15 protein-coding genes are annotated in these 17,670 nt (G+C 70.3%); 11 read left to right on the top strand and 4 right to left on the bottom strand.

The features are described 5' to 3' along the window. The first annotated feature begins 14 nt into the window (after positions 1 to 14). Positions 15 to 575, top strand: coding sequence for a helix-turn-helix domain-containing protein (locus C8D87_RS44515; RefSeq protein ID WP_112232680.1), 561 nt, complete (start codon positions 15 to 17; stop codon positions 573 to 575). 1 nt (position 576) lies between these two features. Here C8D87_RS44515 and C8D87_RS44510 read toward each other — a convergent pair whose 3' ends face one another. Then, positions 577 to 2,646, bottom strand: coding sequence for a helix-turn-helix transcriptional regulator (locus C8D87_RS44510; RefSeq protein WP_112232679.1), 2,070 nt, complete (start codon positions 2,644 to 2,646; stop codon positions 577 to 579). 198 nt (positions 2,647 to 2,844) lie between these two features. On the opposite strand from C8D87_RS44510, the gene C8D87_RS44505 reads away from it, so the two are divergent. Continuing rightward, complete coding sequence (locus C8D87_RS44505; protein WP_112232677.1) at positions 2,845 to 3,228, top strand: SsgA family sporulation/cell division regulator; 384 nt, start codon at positions 2,845 to 2,847, stop codon at positions 3,226 to 3,228. Here the strand turns inward: C8D87_RS44505 and C8D87_RS44500 are convergent. The 3 genes from C8D87_RS44500 to C8D87_RS44490 are packed head-to-tail and all read right to left on the bottom strand — an operon-like array spanning position 3,220 to position 8,459. Beyond that, entirely contained in the window at positions 3,220 to 5,544 is a 2,325-nt protein-coding gene (locus tag C8D87_RS44500; protein ID WP_112232675.1) for an ATP-binding protein, read from the bottom strand. The genes C8D87_RS44505 and C8D87_RS44500 overlap by 9 nt on opposite strands. A 4-nt stretch (positions 5,545 to 5,548) precedes the next feature. After that, complete coding sequence (locus C8D87_RS44495) at positions 5,549 to 7,801, bottom strand: XRE family transcriptional regulator (protein WP_112232673.1); 2,253 nt, start codon at positions 7,799 to 7,801, stop codon at positions 5,549 to 5,551. Positions 7,802 to 7,811: 10 nt separating this feature from the next. Next, positions 7,812 to 8,459: a GntR family transcriptional regulator gene (locus C8D87_RS44490; RefSeq protein ID WP_112232670.1), complete on the bottom strand. Its 648-nt coding sequence runs from the start codon at positions 8,457 to 8,459 to the stop codon at positions 7,812 to 7,814. A gap of 103 nt (positions 8,460 to 8,562) precedes the next feature. On the opposite strand from C8D87_RS44490, the gene C8D87_RS44485 reads away from it, so the two are divergent. From C8D87_RS44485 to C8D87_RS44445, 9 genes are all read left to right on the top strand, one after another. Beyond that, positions 8,563 to 9,516, top strand: a complete 954-nt coding sequence (locus C8D87_RS44485; protein ID WP_112232668.1) for an asparaginase — start codon at positions 8,563 to 8,565, stop codon at positions 9,514 to 9,516. Between the two features lie 24 nt (positions 9,517 to 9,540). Then, a complete protein-coding gene (locus C8D87_RS44480) occupies positions 9,541 to 9,831 on the top strand; it encodes a hypothetical protein (RefSeq protein ID WP_112232666.1) in 291 nt (96 codons plus the stop codon). A 96-nt stretch (positions 9,832 to 9,927) separates the two neighbouring features. Next, complete coding sequence (msrB, locus tag C8D87_RS44475) at positions 9,928 to 10,350, top strand: peptide-methionine (R)-S-oxide reductase MsrB (protein ID WP_109642611.1); 423 nt, start codon at positions 9,928 to 9,930, stop codon at positions 10,348 to 10,350. 250 nt (positions 10,351 to 10,600) lie between these two features. Continuing rightward, a complete protein-coding gene (locus C8D87_RS44470; RefSeq protein WP_109642609.1) occupies positions 10,601 to 11,473 on the top strand; it encodes a TIGR04222 domain-containing membrane protein in 873 nt (290 codons plus the stop codon). A gap of 92 nt (positions 11,474 to 11,565) precedes the next feature. Further along, a complete protein-coding gene (locus C8D87_RS44465) occupies positions 11,566 to 12,396 on the top strand; it encodes a TIGR04222 domain-containing membrane protein (protein WP_146772105.1) in 831 nt (276 codons plus the stop codon). A gap of 23 nt (positions 12,397 to 12,419) precedes the next feature. Continuing rightward, complete coding sequence (locus tag C8D87_RS44460; protein ID WP_170166822.1) at positions 12,420 to 13,202, top strand: TIGR04222 domain-containing membrane protein; 783 nt, start codon at positions 12,420 to 12,422, stop codon at positions 13,200 to 13,202. Further along, complete coding sequence (locus C8D87_RS44455) at positions 13,202 to 14,020, top strand: MbnB/TglH/ChrH family RiPP precursor modification enzyme (protein WP_112232657.1); 819 nt, start codon at positions 13,202 to 13,204, stop codon at positions 14,018 to 14,020. The genes C8D87_RS44460 and C8D87_RS44455 overlap by 1 nt, the downstream gene beginning before the upstream one ends. Further along, entirely contained in the window at positions 14,013 to 14,384 is a 372-nt protein-coding gene (locus C8D87_RS44450; RefSeq protein WP_233442581.1) for a hypothetical protein, read from the top strand. The genes C8D87_RS44455 and C8D87_RS44450 overlap by 8 nt, the downstream gene beginning before the upstream one ends. 164 nt (positions 14,385 to 14,548) lie before the next feature. Next, entirely contained in the window at positions 14,549 to 17,623 is a 3,075-nt protein-coding gene (locus C8D87_RS44445) for a S8 family peptidase (RefSeq protein WP_112232655.1), read from the top strand. Positions 17,624 to 17,670 lie beyond the last annotated feature (47 nt).

The following is a 17,670-nucleotide window of genomic DNA, read 5'->3' as shown; positions in this document are numbered from 1 at the left end:
AGCACGATCGCACCATGAGTAGTGCCCTGGCGACCGTGGACTCCGGAATCGAACCGGTGCGCGTCGCGGTGGAGTCCCGCGACCTGATCAGTGCGGCCGGTGTGACGCACCTGCTGAAGAACTCACCTCGCGTGCGCGTGGTGCAGGATCGTACGGACGCGCACGTCTTGCTCGCCATAGTCAACGAGCTGTGCGCGCAGCAGGCGGCACGGCTGCGGGCCACCGGCTCGTCGCGGATCGTGGTGATCGCGGCACGGGTGCACGACCTCACCCCGTCGATCGCCGCGCAGGCCGGCCTGGCGGTCCCGTTGCGGCGTGCGGACGTCAACGCCGAACGCCTCATCAGGCTCCTCATCGGCGGGCAGGCGGTGCAGGAACGGTCGCCGGTGCTCAACGACCGCGACCTGCAGCTGCTGCGGTTGCTGGCCGACGGCGCGACGATCGCGGAGGTCGCCGCCCGGCTGTTCTGCTCGGAGCGGACCGTGAAGTACGCGCTGCACCAGCTGCTGGACCGGTTCGGGCTGCGCAACCGGGTGCACGCCGTGGCGTGGGCGATCCGCTCCGGTCTGCTGTAGCTCAGGCGGGACCGAAGACGGAGGAGAGCTGCACCCGCCTGCTGATCCCTGCCTTGCGGTAGACGCGGGTCAGGTGCAGCTCCACGGTCCGTTGGGTGACGTTGAACCGCAGGGCGATCTCCCGGTTCGTCTCCCCGTCCAGCGCCAGCTCCACGATGCGCGCCTCGTGCGGCGTGAGCTTTCCCCACGCACCGCCGCGCACCGGCGCGGGCCGCTCCGTCAGCGCGGCTCGCGCCACGCTCGCGATCTCGGCCGCCCCCGCACGCTCGGCGTCGGCCAGCGCGGCCCGCGGCGCACCGAGAGCGAGGTGCATGCGCGCCCTGTGCCGCAACAACAGGGTGCACACCCACGCCGGTGACAGCGTGCCGGTGTAACCGAGCCGCACCAGCATCTCCCGCGCTTCGCAGAACCGGCCGGTGTCCACACAGGACGCGACGAACGCCGCCGCCGCCAGTGCCGCACAGCCCCGCGCGGGAGAAACGCGCTCCGCCAGCTCGTGCATGAGCCGGAACACCTCGGCGTGGTCACCGTTCGCCCGGTGCGCCCACATCTGCAGCGCGACCAGCCAGTCGTTCTCCGCACCGACGAGCCGGTCTCCCGGCGCGAGATCCAGCAGGACGTGTTCGGAGCCACCGCGCAGCAGCCCCAGCCCCGCGAGGACGAGCGGCGGCATCGCGAACTCCGGCAGATCGCCGAGCACCCGCTCGGCCCCTTGCCCCGACCAGAACGCGCGCAATGCCGCAGCCACCGAAGAGTCACCGATGACCTCGCGCTCGCTCAACGGACTCATGGCCATCGCGAGAGCACGGAACGACACCGGCGGTCCTTCGTCACCAGCGGGTACACCGAGGACGTCCTCGTCGCACTGCCAGTCCAGCACCACCGCCGCGAGCCGGTCCAGCGCGCCGTCCGGGTTCCCCACCGCGGTCAGCCGTTGCCAGCACCGGGAAAGCTCGTCCGCCCGAGGCGGGATCCCGCACCGCAGATGAAGATCAGCCATCCCGATCGCCACCTGCGCCACGACCTGCCCGCTCATCGGTTCACGCAGAGCCGCCCGCAGGCACCGCACCGCGCTCTCCGGCCGGCCGGCGGCCCGGTGCAGCCGGGCGGCGGTGCGCAACACCGGCGCGACCCACTGCTCCCCGACGGGTTGCGGGCACGCCACCAGATGCTCTGCCACCGCGGTCGCCGGATCCGATCTCCGGTGCATCACCTCCGCGGCCGCGCGGTGCAACCGTTCGCGCGACTCCGGTGCCATCTCGTGCCAGATCGCGTGACTCAACGCCGGGGAGTGGATCCGCATCGGCTCGTTCAGCACCAGCCGGGCGTCCGTGAGCCGCTCGAAGGCGGCGAGAGTGTCGCAGGACTCCATTCCGGCGACCTCGCACAGCAGGTCCAGCGGTGCACTGCCCAGCACCGCGAGCGCCTGGGCGACGGCCACCGCCTCGCCGTCCAGCACCTGCCAGTACCGCCGCACGGCCCGCAGCAGGCGCGGCAACCGCAGCCCGCGCAACGACCTCGCCGACACCTCACCGGGATCGACGAGGTCGAGGACGTCGCTCAGCACACCCGGCGCGCCCCCGCAGTGGTCGAGGCACAACGCGGTCAGCTCGGGAGAGGCCTCGACGTCGAACCGGCGCCGGATCATCTCGGCCACCACGCCCGCGTCGACGGGCCGCAACGGCACCCGCACGGCGTCCGCCACGAGGTCCAGGCCCTCGGGATCGAAGTCCCCGGCGAGCACCACGGCGCCGCGGAACCGCGCCAGCCGCTCGGTCTCCTCGGCGGAGAGCCGCTCGACGTCGTCCACCACCAGCAACGTGTGCCGGTCGGCCTCGGACAAAGCACGCAATCCGCGCACCGGCCGCATTCCGCTGCGCACCGCGATCGACGACGCGACGGACAACAACGCGCTCTTGCCCATTCCGGTCGAACCATGCACCACGCACGATCGCGCACCACCGCTGAGCGCGTCTGTCAAGGCTGCGATCTCCCGCTCACGTCCCACGAGCACGCCGCCTGCCTGCCGCACGACGGTGTCGACGAGGCCAGGGCGGAGCGGTGCAACCATGCCATCCAGGAAAACGGCGTCGACCGGGAAGGACCATGCAGAAAAACCGGCAGAAGTTCCGCAGGTCTGCCCGTTCGCACAGGCACGTCTCGGTTGGGAACGCCGGGGAATTGGTAATGGCAACAAGTCACGGTGAACCAATTCGGCTCCCTTTGCGTGAGAACTGCTGAACACCGGCGAACACCTCAGGGAGTCCCGATGCGGGTCGCATCACGCACCGTCTTCGACTTCGTCCGCCCGGACGGCAGCACCGTCCCGGTGGAGACCGAGCTGCTCTACCAGGCGGACGACCCGTTCGCGGTGACGATGAGATTCCACGCCGGTGGCGCGGTCGCGACCTGGATCATGGGCAGGGACCTGCTCGCCGAGGGCATGACCGCGCCCGCGGGCCTCGGCGACGTGCGCGTACGTCCCAACACCGGCCGCACGCTGTTGCTGGAGCTGGTCTCCGACAAGCACGTCACGGTGTTCCGGCTGCCCACGGGCACGCTGCGGAAGTTCCTCGACGCCAGCTACCGGCTCGTGCCACCCGGTAGCGAGCGGTTCGACGCGGACGCGTTCCTGAGCATGGTCCTACGCTGACAGGCGCAGCGCCGCGGTCAGCTCGCGTTGCAGCTTGGTCATGCCGGGTGACTCGTAGCCCTCCGACACCGCGAGCGCGCGCACGCGGTGCCTGGTCGCCGCGTCGTGGTCGCCCATGCGGTCGCAGATGTTCGCGAGCGTGATCAGCAGCGACACCTTGGCCTCCGGGTCGGCCAGGCCGTCGGCGGCAGCGGCCAGCTCGTCACGGGCTTCGGCGAGCCGTCCGGCGTTGCTCAGCGCGATGCCGCGGGTGTGCCGCACGATCGCCCGCACGCCGGACAGGGACGCCTTGACGAGCGCGTCGGCCTCGTCCACCACGGCCAGCGCCTCGTCGTGGTCGCCGGCCGCGGTCAGGCAGTCGGCGAGCCGGAGCAGGAACTGGGCGGCGTTCTCGTTCGCCACCCCGCGCTCGCCGTGCGCCGCCCGTACCTCGGCGATGCACGCCCGATGCGTCTCGATGGCTTCGGCGAAGCGGCCCAGCCGTTGCAGCTGCACTCCCGCCAGCGACAGGGCGTACACCACCCCGGACGACATCCCGCCCTCGCGGAACAGCTCGGCGGCTCGCCTCGCGTGAATCACGCCCGCCGCGTGGTTGCTGCTGCGCCCCTCGATGCCTGAGCGGTAGTAGTGCGCCCACGCCATCTCCACCAGTGAGCCGCACTCCTCGGCGACGCGCAGAGCCTCTTCGTGCGTCTTCATGGCTCGTTGCAGGTTCATCAAGCGCGCGGTGTAGACCCAGCACACGAAGTTGAGCTGCTGCGCCTCCTCCTCCGGCTTGCGCAGCGCCCGTGCGGCCTGGACGCCTGCCGAGTAGACCTCCTCCCAGAGTTCGTCCACGCCGCGATGGTCCGAGTACCAGTGCATCGACTGCGCCACCGCCAGCACCTGCTCGTGCGCGCCGTCCGCGACGGCCTCCCGGAACGCGCCACGCCAGTTCGCCAGCTCGTCGGACAGCCAGCGGTCCGCGCTCGCGAGGTCGGACGCGCCCTCGTCGTCCGGACGGAACGACTGTGCGGCCTTCATCGCAGTCGTCAGCAGCCAATCGCGCGTGCGCAGGCGATGCGTGTCGACGTCGGGTTCGTCGCTGTGCAAGCGTTCGCGCGCGTAGTCGCGAATCAGGTCGTGGCAGGAGTATCGGCCGGGTAGGTCCGGTCTGAGGAGGCTCGCGTCCACGAGCTCCTCCAGCAACGTCTCCGCGTCGGCGGCGGGTATGTCGGCGGCGACAGCGGCAACGGCGACGGACGTGTCCGGGCCGTGGATCAGCGCGAGTCTGCGGAAAACCGCGGCGGCTTCCGGGGCGAGCTGGCGGTAGGACATCTCGAAGGCGGTGCGCACCTGGACGTGCTCGGTCGCGAGCACGTCGAGGCGTTCGCGTTCGTCGGAGAGCTGCTCGGCGAGGCGGCGCAACGACCACGTGGTGCGGCCGGTGAGCCGGTGGCCCGCGATGGCGAGCGCCAGCGGCACTCCCCCGCACAGCCTCGCGACCAGGGCGGCGGACTCCTGATCCGCACCGACCCGGTCGGCTCCCGCGGCCGCGGCGAGCAGGGCGACGGCGTCTTCGTGGCCGAGCGGCCCGAGGTCGACGCGGTACCGGCAGTCCAGGCCGACCAGCACGTTGCGGCTGGTCACGAGCGCCAACGACCCGGGACCGGCGGCGAGCAGCGGCCGGACCTGGGCCTCGTTCGCGGCGTTGTCGAGCACCAGCAGAACGGTCCGCTCACGCAGCATCGACCGGTAGAAGCGGAAGCGGTCGTCGGCCTCGGACGGCAGCCGCGCGTCCGGCACGCCGAACGCCCGCAGCACTTTCTCCACCGCGCGTTCCGGCGTGAGCGGGACGGGGTCCATACCGCGGAGGTCGAGGTAGAGGCAGCCGTCGGTGAACGAGCACGCGAACCGGTGGGCCGAGTCGATCGCGAGCGATGTCTTGCCGACGCCCGGCGGTCCGTGCAGGACGACGACGTCCAGCACCGATGACGCCGCCGCACGACCGATGCACTCGGCGAGCTCTTCCTGCTCGGACGCACGCCCGGTGAGCTCCTTGGCAGGCGGAGGCGCGCAGTCCGTCCTTTCCGGACGTGGCTGGGTGGCTTCCGGCGACCGGGCGAGCGCGACGAACTCGCTCGCCTCGGTGTCGTCGAGTCCCAGCCCGGTGACGAGCAGGCCGACCGTCTGCGCCTGCGGGGTCTGCACCCGGCCGCGTTCGAGGTCGCTCAGCGTGCGCACGCTCAGGCCGGTGCGGGCGGCGAGATCCTCCTGGGTCAGTGCGGCCCGGCGCCGGTAGAAGCGCAGAAACTCGCTGAAGGTGGTCGCCCGCATTCCCTCACCCTCTGGACAGGCACTCCCGCACTTCGGCGGCGATCTTGCGCGTCGCGTCGGTGTCCCACCGCTCGCACGCCGCCAGCGAGTCTTGCAGATGACGCAGACACGCGCTGTCGTCGCCTCGTGACTTGGCGTTGTCCGCGAGCGCGCGCAACGTCTCGATCTCCCTCACGCCGTCGCCGGACGCGCGGAAGCCTTCGAGCGCCTTCAAGAGGTCCTCATCGGACTCGGCGAGCCGGCCCGCCGCACGGTGGGCTTCGGCGCGATGCCACAGTGCGCGCGCACGCCACGACGTCATCTGGGCGCGCTCATAGACCTTCTCCGCCTCGGTCAGCGCCGAGACGGCGTCGTCCGGCCTGCCGGCCTGGATCAGGGCGAGTCCGAGCCACCAGACAGTGCGGCCGAGTGCTGAGAGTTCGTACGTCGTGCAGGCGAAAGCGCGCAGTTCGTTTGCTACTTCTTCGTGGATGCCCACCGCGTCGTCCGGACGGTTCATCCGCTGCCAGAGCACGCCGAGCACGGACCGTGCGTAGAGAACGTCGACGGGCTCGCGCATCCACTCGATCGCCTCGCGGCACACGCGTTCGGCCTTTTCCAGGTCACCGAGACCGCTGTGCGCGGCCGACGCGACGAGCCACACCCAGCCGATGTGTCCGGTCTCACCGGTCGACTCGGCGAGCCGGGCCGCGCGGGTCAGCACCTCCAGCGCGTCCGCCGGCCGGTCGACCACGTCGAACAGCACCCAGCCGAGCTGGGTGAGCACCACGATCTCCTGCCACGGCTGACACGTCGACGCGAGTGCGGCGCGGTAGACGTGCTCCCAGATCGGGCTCGGTTCGATGGCGGCGTAGTGCGAGAGTGCGATCACCGCGCGCGCAACGTCGTCGTGCAAGCCCTTGTGCTGCGCCTGTTCGATGATCTCGGGCATCAGGTCCCGGTGCTCGTCCAGCCAGCGCCTCGCCGCCGGAATGTCCGTGCGGCCGCGCGGACTCACGCGCCGCGCGTCGCCCGTCTGTCCGAAGAGGACTCCCGCGGTGACGGTGGTCTCCAGGAGCCGGGCGAGCATCCTGCGGTGCGCGTCGTCATCGGTGGCGTCGATCAGGCCGTTGGCGAACGTCCGGACGAGGCCGTGGATCGAGTACCCGAGGTCGTCGGCGTCGAGCAGGCTGACGTCGGTGAGCTCCTCCAGCGCCTGTTCCGCCTCCGCGACGCCGATGCCGGCCAGTTCCGCGGCGAGATCCGGGGTGACGTGGGTGCCGATGAGCAGACCGAGCCTGCGGAACACGAGCTTCGCGTCGTCCGGCAGGTGGGCCAGCGACACCTCGAACGCACCGCGCACCTCCAGGTCGCCCGCGGTGAGCGCGGCCAGGCGGCGTTCCTCGATCTGCTCGGCCAGGTGCCCGAGCGGCCAGCGCGGACGGCTGGCGAGCCGGTTGCCCGCGATCCGCAGTGCCAGCGGCAGCATCCCGCACAGCCGCACGAGCTCGCGCGCTGTCTTGGGGTCCGCTTCGACGCGTTGGGCGCCGATGATCGACGCGAGCAGCTCCACCGCCGCCTCCTCGGTGAGCCCGCCCAGCCGGATCCAGGTGGCGCCCGCGAGCCCGGCGAGCCTGCGGCGGGACGTCACGATCGTGAGGCAGCCCGGCAGGTCGGCAGCGAGCGTGCGGACTTCCTCCTCTGTCCTCGCGCCGTCGAGCACGAGCAGCAGGCGCCTGCCCGCGAGCAACGACCGGTAGAGCCGTATTTGGCCGTTGGTGTCCTCCGGCAGGTGCCCGGCGGCGACGCCGAGGTCCTTCAGCAACCGCTGAAGCGGCGGTGTGGAGCCTTCCAGCTCGATGAGCAGCTGTCCGTCCGGAAACCGTGCCTCGAGCAGATGGGCGGCCCGCACGGCGAGGCTGGTCTTGCCCGTGCCCGCCGCGCCGTGCACCACGACGAGCCCGCGGTCCTTCGCGGCGATCGCGTCGAGCTCCGCGTCCCTGCCGACGAGGTCCGCCACGTACATCGGCAGCGACCAGACGGGTCCCGGCAGCGCGACCCGGCCGGTCCTGGCGAGCCTGCGCAGCTCCTCGCGGGCGGGTTCGTCGAGGTCGAGGGCGTCGAGCAGGGCCTCGGTCGTGCGGCGCTGCGGGGAACGGGCACGGCCGCGTTCCATGTCGCTGATCGCGCGGACACTGACCCCGGAGCGCTCGCTGAGCTCCTCCTGGCTGAGTCCCGCGGCCTTGCGGTGGTGCTGGAGCCGGGCGCCGAACGTCATGCCACCGAAGTTAGTGGTTCAGGCTCGTCAGCATCTGCGCACACACGCGGGAGAGGTGCCGTCGCATCACCGTCGACGCCCCGGCCGCGTCACCGTCGGCGATCGCGAGGACCAGTTCGTCGTGGTCGTCCATCGACGCGTGCTGGTGTGGCGGGTCGTCCTCCAGCGCACTGCGGAGGAGCACGACGCGTTGCTGCACGAGCCTGACCTGCTCGGCGATGCGCGGGCTGCGGGCCGCGTCGATCAGCGTCTGGTGGAACGCGAGGTCCAGCCGGTACGGGAACGGCTGCCCCGCCCGGTAGTTGGCGCGGCTCTCCGCGCAGACCTCCTGCAGCCGCACCAGGTCCACGTCGGTCCTGCGCGACGCCGCCAGCTCCGCCGCCGCGCATTCGAGGGCGGTGCGCAGCTCGAACAACGCCTTGACCTCGTCGGCGTCCGCCGCGGGCACGAACGCGCCCCGGTGCGGCACCAGCCTGAGCAGCCCTTCGGACGCCAGGTGCCGGATCGCCTCGCGCAACGGCCCGCGGCTGATCCCGAGCTTCTGCGCCACCTCGACCTCGTTGACCCGTGAGCCCGGCGGGATCTCCCCGGTGAGCACCTGCTCGCGCAGGACGTCCACGGCCTGCCCGGCCAGACTGAGGTGCAGCGGAGGTGTCACGTTCGTCTCCTGCTCTGGACGGCACAGGCCGTCTCCTGGTTACATTAGCCGCGTTGTCAACTGTCGACAGTTGGCAGTTTCTCGGGCACACGGGAGGGGCGACATGGGACACGAGGTTGTGGCAGAGGTCTGGCGGGGCGACTTCCTGGAGTCCGTGCACCACGGCACCGTCGTCGCCACCGACGTCGCCGGCATCCCCGCGCTGGCTGTCGGACGTCCCGGCGACGTCGCGTTCCCGCGCTCGTCGAACAAGCCGCTCCAGGCCCTCGCGATGCTCCGCGCCGGCCTCGGCCTCGACGGCGAGCTGCTCGCCCTGGCCTGCGCCTCGCACTCGGGCGAGGACTTCCACGTCGAGGGCGCGCTGCGGATCCTGGCCTCGGCCGGCCTGGGCGAGGACGCGTTGCAGTGCACCCCCGACCTCCCGCTCGGCGAGGAGGCCCGCGCCCGGCACCTCGCCCGCGGTCTCGCCGCCGCCCCGAAGTACATGAACTGCTCGGGCAAGCACGCCGCCATGCTCGCCACGTGCGTCGCCAACGGCTGGTCGACGGACGACTACCTGGATCCGACGCACCCGCTGCAGGTCGCCACTCGCGAGACGATCGAAGACGTGGCCGGCGAGCCCGTCGCCCAGGTCGGCGTCGACGGCTGCGGTGCCCCGATCTTCGCCATCAGCCTCACCGGCCTGGCGCGCGCGTTCGGCCGCCTGGCTTCTGCCCCGGAAGGCACCCTGGAACACCGCGTCGCCGTCGCGATGAACGCCTACCCGCAGTGGGTCGGCGGCACCGGCCGTGACGTCACGGTGCTGATGGACGCCCTGCCCGGCGTCATCGCGAAGGACGGCGCCGAGGGTGTGTACGCCGTTGGCCTGCCGAGCGGCGAGGGTGTCGCCCTGAAGATCGCCGACGGCTCGTCGCGCGCCCGCGCGGTCGTCGTGATCGCGGTGCTCAAGCGGCTCGGGGTGGACGTGAGCAAGGTCGAGGACCTCGCCACGGTGCCCGTCCTCGGCCACGGACGCGCCGTCGGAGCCGTCAAGCCCTCACTTGCCCTGGCCGGTTGATTCCTGGCACTACCCTTGAGCGTTATGGGCGATTCGAAGGAGGAGAACGAGAAGTTCCAGGAGGAGCTGATCGGCCTCGACCCCCAAGACCCCGAGACGCAGGCGTTCGCCGAGCACCTCGACCGGATGAAGCGGCAGCGACCCGGCTACACCGTCGAGGGGTACCTGGAGGGCGTGCAGGACTTCGCCGACTCGGCGAACCGCACGACCGGGCACCAGCGGCTGGTGGCCGTCATCGTCGTCGGGATGATCCTGCTCGGCGTCATCCTGACGATCTGGTTCGCGTTGAGCGACATCATCACCATCATCTTCTGAGCCAAACGAAGACGACTTCTCAACAAGGTCTTACGGCAGGGGTGCACGCGGCGGTCGCCGGGAAGCCCGAGGACCGTGCCCGCGTTATAAAGGGACATGGAACCTGTTGTCGGCGCCACCCCCAAAGTCGTGCGTTCCGAAGAGGAATGGCGCGCCCAGCTGAACCCCGCCGAGTACGCGGTGCTGCGCCAGGCAGGCACCGAGCGCCCGTGGACCGGCGAGTACACCGAGACCAAGACCGAGGGCGTCTACGAGTGCCGTGCGTGCGGAGCCGAGCTGTTCCGCAGCGACACCAAGTTCGACTCGCACTGCGGCTGGCCGTCGTTCTTCTCGCCGCTGGCGGGAGACGCGGTGCTCCTGCGCGAGGACCGCACCCTCGGCATGACCCGCGTCGAAGTGCTCTGCGCCACCTGCCACAGCCACCTCGGGCATGTTTTCGAAGGTGAGGGGTATCCCACGCCGACGGATCAGCGGTACTGCATCAACTCCGTCTCCTTGAAACTCGTTCCGTCCGAATAGGAGACTGAGCCGAGTCCGGTCGATCGGGCCGGGCCGACCTGGGAGGCGCAATGATCTTCTTCGGTACCGACGGTGAAGGCTCCAGCGGAGTCGACGGCGGTTCGTCCAGCTGAGAGCTGGTCAGAGCGACGAACTGGTGACAAAAGACGGACAACCCTAAGGCTTAGTCAACTAGCATTGCGGGGCTGTGGCCCGGACCACACCATGGACGCCACCGAAGCACTTTCGGGGCAGTCAGGGGGTGGGTCGCATGCAGAGGCCTTGGGGGTTGTCCGGACCTGAGTTCCTTCAGCTCTACTGGATCGGGCTGGCACTGGCGGTGCTGGTCGCGATCATCGTTCGGGTACGCGTGCGGGCGGGTCACAGCGACCAGCCCGTGCGCTCCCTCGACATGGACGAGCTCGCCTATCTCGCGGGCGGTCCGAAGCGCGTGGTCGAAACGTCCATCGCGCGGCTGCTCACCGCGGGTGAGCTTCGCACCTCACGGCGTGGCACGGTGCAGGTCACGACCACCACGAGCTCCTTGAACCCGGTGGACCGCGCCGTCATCACCGACAGCCAGCGCTACACCAACCGCACCGTCGGTCTGATGATCCCCTCCGTCTCCAAGGACGGCGTGGTCATCGGGATCGGCCGCAGGCTCGAGGAAATGGGCCTGGTGGTCCACCCGGACGTCGCGAAGAGCGCGCTGCGCAAGGGATCCATCGCGCTGTGGGTGCTGCTCGCGATCGGTGTGGCCCGCTGGGTCAACGGCGTCGCGATCGACGCGCCCGTCGGCTGGCTGACGTTGCAGCTCGTCATCACCGGTGCGCTCATCTTCCTCCTCACGCGGCGCGGCAAGCACGTCCGCACGTCCAAGGGGAACCGCGTGCTGAACGAGGCACGCACCACGAGCAGCGGCCGTGCCGCCACGTCCGACGAGGCCCTGTACGCGGGCGCGGCCGGGCTGGTTCTGTTCGGCGGTCTGGCGGTGTACCCCGATCTGGCGGTGCGCAGTTCGTTGCTCGCCGCTTCCGGGGGCGGCTACACCGGCTACACCGGGTGTTCGGCGGGTTCTTCATCGTGTTCGAGCGGTGGCGGAGGTGGCGGCTGCGGGGGCGGCTGCGGCGGGGGCGGCAGCTGATTTCCCGCTGTCCGGTCTGAATCAGGTAACACCAGGAACCCGGGGGTAGATCTCACGTCGAAGATGCACGGGCACCAGTGAGGGGAGTGCTGATGGCCAAGTCTTCGACACCGCAGGCGAACTGGGCCGCGGAGGAGATCGGGTTCCTGGCGGGGGGACCGGGCAGGGCGGCGGAGGCCGCTCTCGCCCGGCTGATGGACGGCGGTCTCGTGCGGTTCTCCCGTGAGGGACTCGTGACCGCCGTCCACCAGAACGGTCACGGCGCGACGAGCCCGCTCGAGGCGTCCATCCTCGCCGGGCTGTCCGGCGGGGGTCGCCCGATCGGCCTGGTGGTGGGGCCGGCGGCGCACAGCCAGGAGATGGGTGCACTGCACCGCAATCTGGTCGAGAAGGCGCTGGTCCACCGCCAGTGGGGCAAGACGAGCGGCGGCAGGGTGGCGTTGCGGGTCCTGCTGGTCCTGCTCGGCATCGCGTTCCTCGCGGCGGCGCTCTTCGTCGACCTGAACCTCCTGGCCGTCACGCTCGTGGCGTGGTTCGTGGCGTTCCTCCTGCGCGACAAGAAGATGCTCACGCCGATCGGCAGGGGCATCCTGGGGCACGCACAGCGAAACCCGCGCAGCCGGGTGGATGCCGTGGCGTTGCACGGACTGCGTGGTGTGGTCGGCCGCCGGAGGGTCGCCGACCTGTACGGCTTGCCGCCAGGAATCCTGTACCCGCCACCGGTGCACCACCACGGAAAGCAGAAGTCGCATTCGGACAGTGGCGGGTGCGGCGGCGTTCACGAGCACCACAACTGCGCGTCGTCGTCTTCCTGCTCCAGCAGCAGTTGCAGCAGCAGCAGCTGTTCGAGCAGCAGTTCCAGTTGCAGCAGTTCGAGTTGCGGTAGCAGTAGTAGTAGCAGCTGCAGCAGTTCCAGCAGTTGAGGGGGAAACTCATGGTCACACCGGTGACAACACAGGGGACGCAGCTTTCCGCGGAACAGGTCGGTTACTTGACGGCGGGTCCCGGGCGTGCCGCCGAGACCGCGCTCGCCCGGCTGATCGACGCCGGTCTCGTTCGGGTGTCGCGCGACGGCCTCGTCTCGGCCGTGCACCAGAACAACCACGGCGCGACCACGGCGATCGAGGCGCGAATCCTGAGCTACGCGCGCACACCCGTCCGGTTTGACACGATCGTGCGGTCGGCCGCGCACAGCACCGAGATGTCGATGCTGCACCAGCACCTGCTCGACCGGAAGCTCCTGCAACGCCCGCGTCGCCGCAACGAGGGCTGGTGGTTCTCGCTCGTGATCGCGGTCGTGCTGGTCCTGCTCGGCTTCGTGGCGCTCGAGTTCCTGCTCGGCGTCCCGATCGCCGTGCTGTTCTTCCTGTGGCAGCGCGGGCGCAAGGCCATCACCGGGGCGGGCAGGGAGGCCCTCCTGCGGGTGACCGCGACCGACCGGGTGCACGCCGTGGCGGTCTACGGCTTCTGCGGCAGGGTGAACCGCCGCCCGGTCGCCGATCTCTTCGAGCTCTCCCAGAGCATCGTCAGGATGCTGCCGCTGAAGCAGAACCGCAAGCGGCGGTCCTCTTCGGACGGTGGCGGCAGCGGGTCGAGTTGCAGCAGCTGCGGCAGCGGGTGTGGTAGCAGTAGTTGTTCATCGAGCAGCGGCAGCAGCTGCTCGTCGTCGAGCAGCAGCAGCTGTGGTGGCAGCAGCTGCGGCGGCGGTGGCGGAGGAGGAGGCGACTGATGGCGGGCATCGCGGACCTGGGCGTCGGAATCGGCTGGCGTTCGGAGATCGACCTGACCGTGGAACGGCTGCCCGGCGTGGACTTCGTCGAGGTGGTCGCGGAGAACCTCCACATCGGACACCTGCCGGAGTCGGTGACGCTGCTGCTGGAGCGCGGAGTTCCGGTGCTCCCCCACGCCGTGTCGCTGTCGCTCGGTGGCGCGGACCCGGTCGACCTCGGTCGCGTCGAGCACCTCGGCAAGGTCGCGGAAGCCGTCGGCGCGCCGATGGTGAGCGACCACGTCTGCTTCGTCCGCGCGGGCGGGCTCGACTCCGGCCACCTGATGCCCGTGCCGCGCACCAGGGACGCGCTCGACGTGCTCGTCGCGAACGTCGAGCTGGCGCAGCGGAACCTGCCGGTGCCGCTCGCGCTGGAGAACGTCGCCGCGCTGCTGGAGTGGCCGGACGGCGAGCTGTCCGAGGGCCAGTTCCTCGCCGAGCTCGTCGAACGGACGGACTGCTGGCTGCTCGTCGACGTCGCGAACCTGTACGCGAACGCGCGCAACATCGGCACGGACCCGGAGCGGTTCCTCGACGAGATTCCGCTGGAGCGCCTGGCTTACGTGCACGTGGCCGGCGGCGTCGACCACGGCGACGTCTACCACGACACCCACGCCCACGCGGTGCTGCCGGAAGTGCTCGGCGTCCTCGACGAACTGTGCTCGCGCGTGAAACCACCCGGCGTTCTGCTGGAACGCGACGACAACTACCCGTCCGACACCGAAATCGCGTCCGAACTGGCCGCGATCCGCGCCGTCGTGGACAAACACCGTGGCTGAAATCATCGACCGGAATGATCCTTCGGCCGCACGCGAAAGGCTTGCCGCCGCACAGGCCGAGCTGCTAAATGCATTGCTCGCGAACGGACCGGCTCCGGCGGGATTCGACGAACAACGACTGGACGTCGAACGCCGCGCGTTGCTGTCCAAACGCCGCGGCATCGTGCGGATGCTGGGGCCCGCTGTCGCCGACGAGCTCGGCGACCGGTTCCGGCCGCTCTTCGACGCGTACGCCCTGGAAAACCCTCGTCGCGCGGGCTCGCGTGCCCGCGCCGACGCGGCGGCGTTCGCCGAATGGTGCCGTGCCGCAGGAGAACTGTCAGCCAAACGCAAGGCGCGCTGGAAGTTCTGGCAGTCGAACTGACGGGCGAACAGAACTCCCTCAAGAATCGCCCGTTCAGCCCTGTGTGACCCCCGCCACCGTCGATACGTTCGAAAGGGTCGGGGGGCCATTTTCACATTGCGCAGAAGGCCTTCCGGCCTGCGCGGACCACAGCGCGCAGCATTTCGAACCATGAGGGGATTCGAATGCGCGGAAATGTGAAAGTGCTGGGGGCCGCCTTCGCGGCGCTCGCACTGACCGCGGGAACGGCCACCGCAGCGTCGGCCGCACCGCAACCCACCGGTCCACAACGGGCGGTCGACGAGGTCACCCTCGTCACCGGAGACAAGGTCCTTCTGGGACAGGCACAGCAGGTCGTCGCGATTCAGCCCGGCGAGGGCCGCAAGGGGATGACCTTCAAGACCCACCGCGGTGCCGACGGGCACACGATGGTCGTGCCGACGGACGCGTTCGGGCCCCTGGCGGCGGGCCGGCTCGACCGCAGACTCTTCGACGTCACCACGCTGCTGGAGTTCGGCTACCGGGACCGGATGCCGTTGATCGTGGACGGTCAGGCGAGACTTGGAGCGCGGTCCTCGGCCGACTGGGCCGCTCTGCGGGCGGAGGCCGCCTCCGGTGACAAGATCTGGCTCGACGGCATCCGCAAGCCGAGCCTCGACCGCAGCGTCGCGCAGATCGGCGCGCCGGCCGCGCACCAGCGCGGCATCACCGGCAAGGGCGTCAAGGTCGCGATCGTCGACACCGGCGTGGACGAGAACCACCCGGACCTCAAGGGTCAGCAGATCGCGGAGAAGAACTTCACCAGCGACCCGGACACCACCGACAGGGTCGGCCACGGCACGCACGTCGGCGCGACCGTCGCGAGCGCCGGGTCGCAGTACGGCGGCGTCGCACCGGGCGCCCAGCTGCTCGACGCCAAGGTCTGCGTCGAGTTCGGCTGCCAGGAGTCGTGGATCCTCGACGGCATGCGCTGGGCCGCCGAGCAGGGCGCCCAGGTCGTCAACATGAGCCTCGGGGGAGGCGACACCCCGGAGATCGACCCGCTGGAGCAGGCGGTCAACGACCTCACCGCCAAGTACGGCACGTTGTTCGTGATCGCGGCGGGCAACTCGGGCGGGCCGGGCACGGTGAGCTCACCCAGCACGGCCGAGGCCGCGCTGTCGGTCGGCGCCGTCGACCGCGACGACAAGCTCGCCTACTTCTCCAGCAGGGGCCCTCGCACCGGTGACAGCGGGCTCAAGCCCGAGGTGACCGCACCGGGCGTCGAGATCGTCGCCGCCAAGGCGGGCTCCACCGAGCACGTCTCGGCGAGCGGCACGTCCATGGCGACTCCGCACGTGGCCGGTGCCGCGGCGTTGCTGAAGCAGCAGCACCCGGAGTGGACGCCCGCGCAGCTCAAGTCGGCGCTGGCCACCACGGCCAAGCCGGCACCGGGCGTGAGCCCGTTCGACCAGGGCGCCGGTCGCATCGACGTGGCCAAGGCGATCAACCAGGTGCTGACCGCGGACGTCGTCGCGGTCAACCTCGGCCTGCACGAGTGGCCGCACGGTGACGACAAGCCGGAGACCAGGTCGATCACCTACAGCAACCCGACCGACGCCGACATCACGCTCGACGTGAAGATCACCAGCGGTGCGCCGCAGGGCATGTTCTCGCTGAGCGCCTCGATGGTCACCGTTCCCGCCAAGGGCACGGCGGCCGTCAAGGTCACCGGCGACACCCGCGTCGGCACGCAGGACGCCGCGTACACCGGCGAGGTCGTCGCCACGTCCGGCACGCACACCGTCCGCACGCTCGTCGGTGTCGAGCGCGAGGTGGAGAGCTACACCCTCACGATCGACATGATCGGCCGCGACGGGCAGGACCCCGTGGACGCGCTGACGTTCGTCAGCGGCCTGGACATCCCGACGTCCAAGGTGGTCTTCGGTGGCGGCGACCAGAAGATCCGCCTGCCCAAGGGCACGTACGTGGTCGACTCCTCGATCAGCTCGCCGAACGGCATGGACATGCTGTTCCATCCGACGGTGAAGGTGACCGGCGACCTGGCCATCAAGCAGGACGCCCGCCTCGCGCAGCCGCTGTCGGTGACGGTGCCGGAACCCACCGGGGACTTCGTCGTCGGTGAGCTCTCGTACCGGCGCGCGTACGGCGACAGGGTCCTGCAGGCAGGGCTGATCGCGTTCGGTGGCTTCGACGGCATCTCGGTGGCGCAGGTCGGCGGCCCGCTCTCGCCGAAGGAGCTGGCGTCGATGGCGACGCTGCACGCGAACTCCGCGGCCGAGGCCAACGTGTACTACCGGCTGTCCTACCCGGTCGCCGGCAGCCTGCCCAACGGCCTGACGCGCGCGCCGGGCAAGAAGGACCTGGCACGCGTCGAGGCCACCATCGGCGGTCTCAGGCCGGACAGCCGGGCGCTCAAGGGCGAGTTCCCGACGTCGGTGCACGGCGTGGGCGGCGGTTCGGCGCTCTACCAGGTGCCGGCGGGCAGCAAGGCGGTCGACTACGTGACGACCGAGGACCTGCGCTGGCAGTCGATCGTGAGCATCACCCACGCGAACGGCAGCCGGGAGGAGGCCGTCTCCGGGTTCCGCACGTACGAGGCGGGCAAGACCTACCAGGAGCGGGAGAACCAGCCGGTGTTCTCTCCGGCATTGCCCGAGTCCCCGTACCCGTACGCCCAGCGCAACGGCACGCAGCTGTTCATCGGCGTGCCGATGCTGAGCGACGCGAGCAGCGGCCAGGGCGGCTCCACTGTGGACAGTTTCCGGGCGGCGCTGTACCGCAACGGTGTGCTGATCGGTGAAGGCACCGGGGGCAACTTCCAGAACGTGCCGCTCCCGGAGGGAGACTTCCGCGCGGAGGCGAGCCTCGACCGGAGCTCGCAGCTCGAGTTCAGCACCAAGGTGTCCGCGGCGTGGACGTTCAGGTCCAAGGGCACGCCGGGCGTGACCGACACCATCCCGCTCTCGGTCGTGCGGTTCGCGCCGAGGCTCGACGACAACGGCGCGGTGCCCGCGGGCACGCTCCAGCGAGTCGGTCTGGTCACCCAGTCCCAGGGCGACACGGGCAAGGTGCGCATCACCGGCGTCCAGTACTCGCACGACGACGGCAAGTCGTGGCGCAACGCGGGTGTGGCCGGCAACAGCGCGTTGATCTACCACCCGGCCGGCGCCAAGTGGACCTCGCTGAAGGCCACGGCGAAGGACGCCAAGGGCAACACGGTCGAGGTGACCGTGATCCACGCCTACAAGGTGAGCTAGTGCGCTGAACGGAGAGGGCCGCCGCCGGTTCAGGGGCGGCCCTTTCT

Source organism: Lentzea atacamensis, assembly GCF_003269295.1.
GTDB classification, from domain to species: Bacteria; Actinomycetota; Actinomycetes; order Mycobacteriales; family Pseudonocardiaceae; genus Lentzea; species Lentzea atacamensis.
This window is presented reverse-complemented; position numbering and strand designations above follow the sequence as displayed.

Bases quoted from the DNA above. Each gene is read 5' to 3' on its own strand.
- C8D87_RS44485 (WP_112232668.1), top strand. From the start codon at position 8,563: ATGGGACACGAGGTTGTGGCAGAGGTCTGGCGGGGCGACTTCCTGGAG.
- C8D87_RS44465 (WP_146772105.1), top strand. From the start codon at position 11,566: ATGGCCAAGTCTTCGACACCGCAGGCGAACTGGGCCGCGGAGGAGATC.
- C8D87_RS44495 (WP_112232673.1), bottom strand. From the start codon at position 7,801: ATGACGTTCGGCGCCCGGCTCCAGCACCACCGCAAGGCCGCGGGACTC.
- C8D87_RS44500 (WP_112232675.1), bottom strand. From the start codon at position 5,544: ATGCGGGCGACCACCTTCAGCGAGTTTCTGCGCTTCTACCGGCGCCGG.
- C8D87_RS44515 (WP_112232680.1), top strand. From the start codon at position 15: ATGAGTAGTGCCCTGGCGACCGTGGACTCCGGAATCGAACCGGTGCGC.
- C8D87_RS44445 (WP_112232655.1), top strand. From the start codon at position 14,549: ATGCGCGGAAATGTGAAAGTGCTGGGGGCCGCCTTCGCGGCGCTCGCA.
- C8D87_RS44470 (WP_109642609.1), top strand. From the start codon at position 10,601: ATGCAGAGGCCTTGGGGGTTGTCCGGACCTGAGTTCCTTCAGCTCTAC.
- C8D87_RS44455 (WP_112232657.1), top strand. From the start codon at position 13,202: ATGGCGGGCATCGCGGACCTGGGCGTCGGAATCGGCTGGCGTTCGGAG.
- C8D87_RS44505 (WP_112232677.1), top strand. From the start codon at position 2,845: ATGCGGGTCGCATCACGCACCGTCTTCGACTTCGTCCGCCCGGACGGC.
- msrB (WP_109642611.1), top strand. From the start codon at position 9,928: ATGGAACCTGTTGTCGGCGCCACCCCCAAAGTCGTGCGTTCCGAAGAG.
- C8D87_RS44510 (WP_112232679.1), bottom strand. From the start codon at position 2,646: ATGGTTGCACCGCTCCGCCCTGGCCTCGTCGACACCGTCGTGCGGCAG.
- C8D87_RS44480 (WP_112232666.1), top strand. From the start codon at position 9,541: ATGGGCGATTCGAAGGAGGAGAACGAGAAGTTCCAGGAGGAGCTGATC.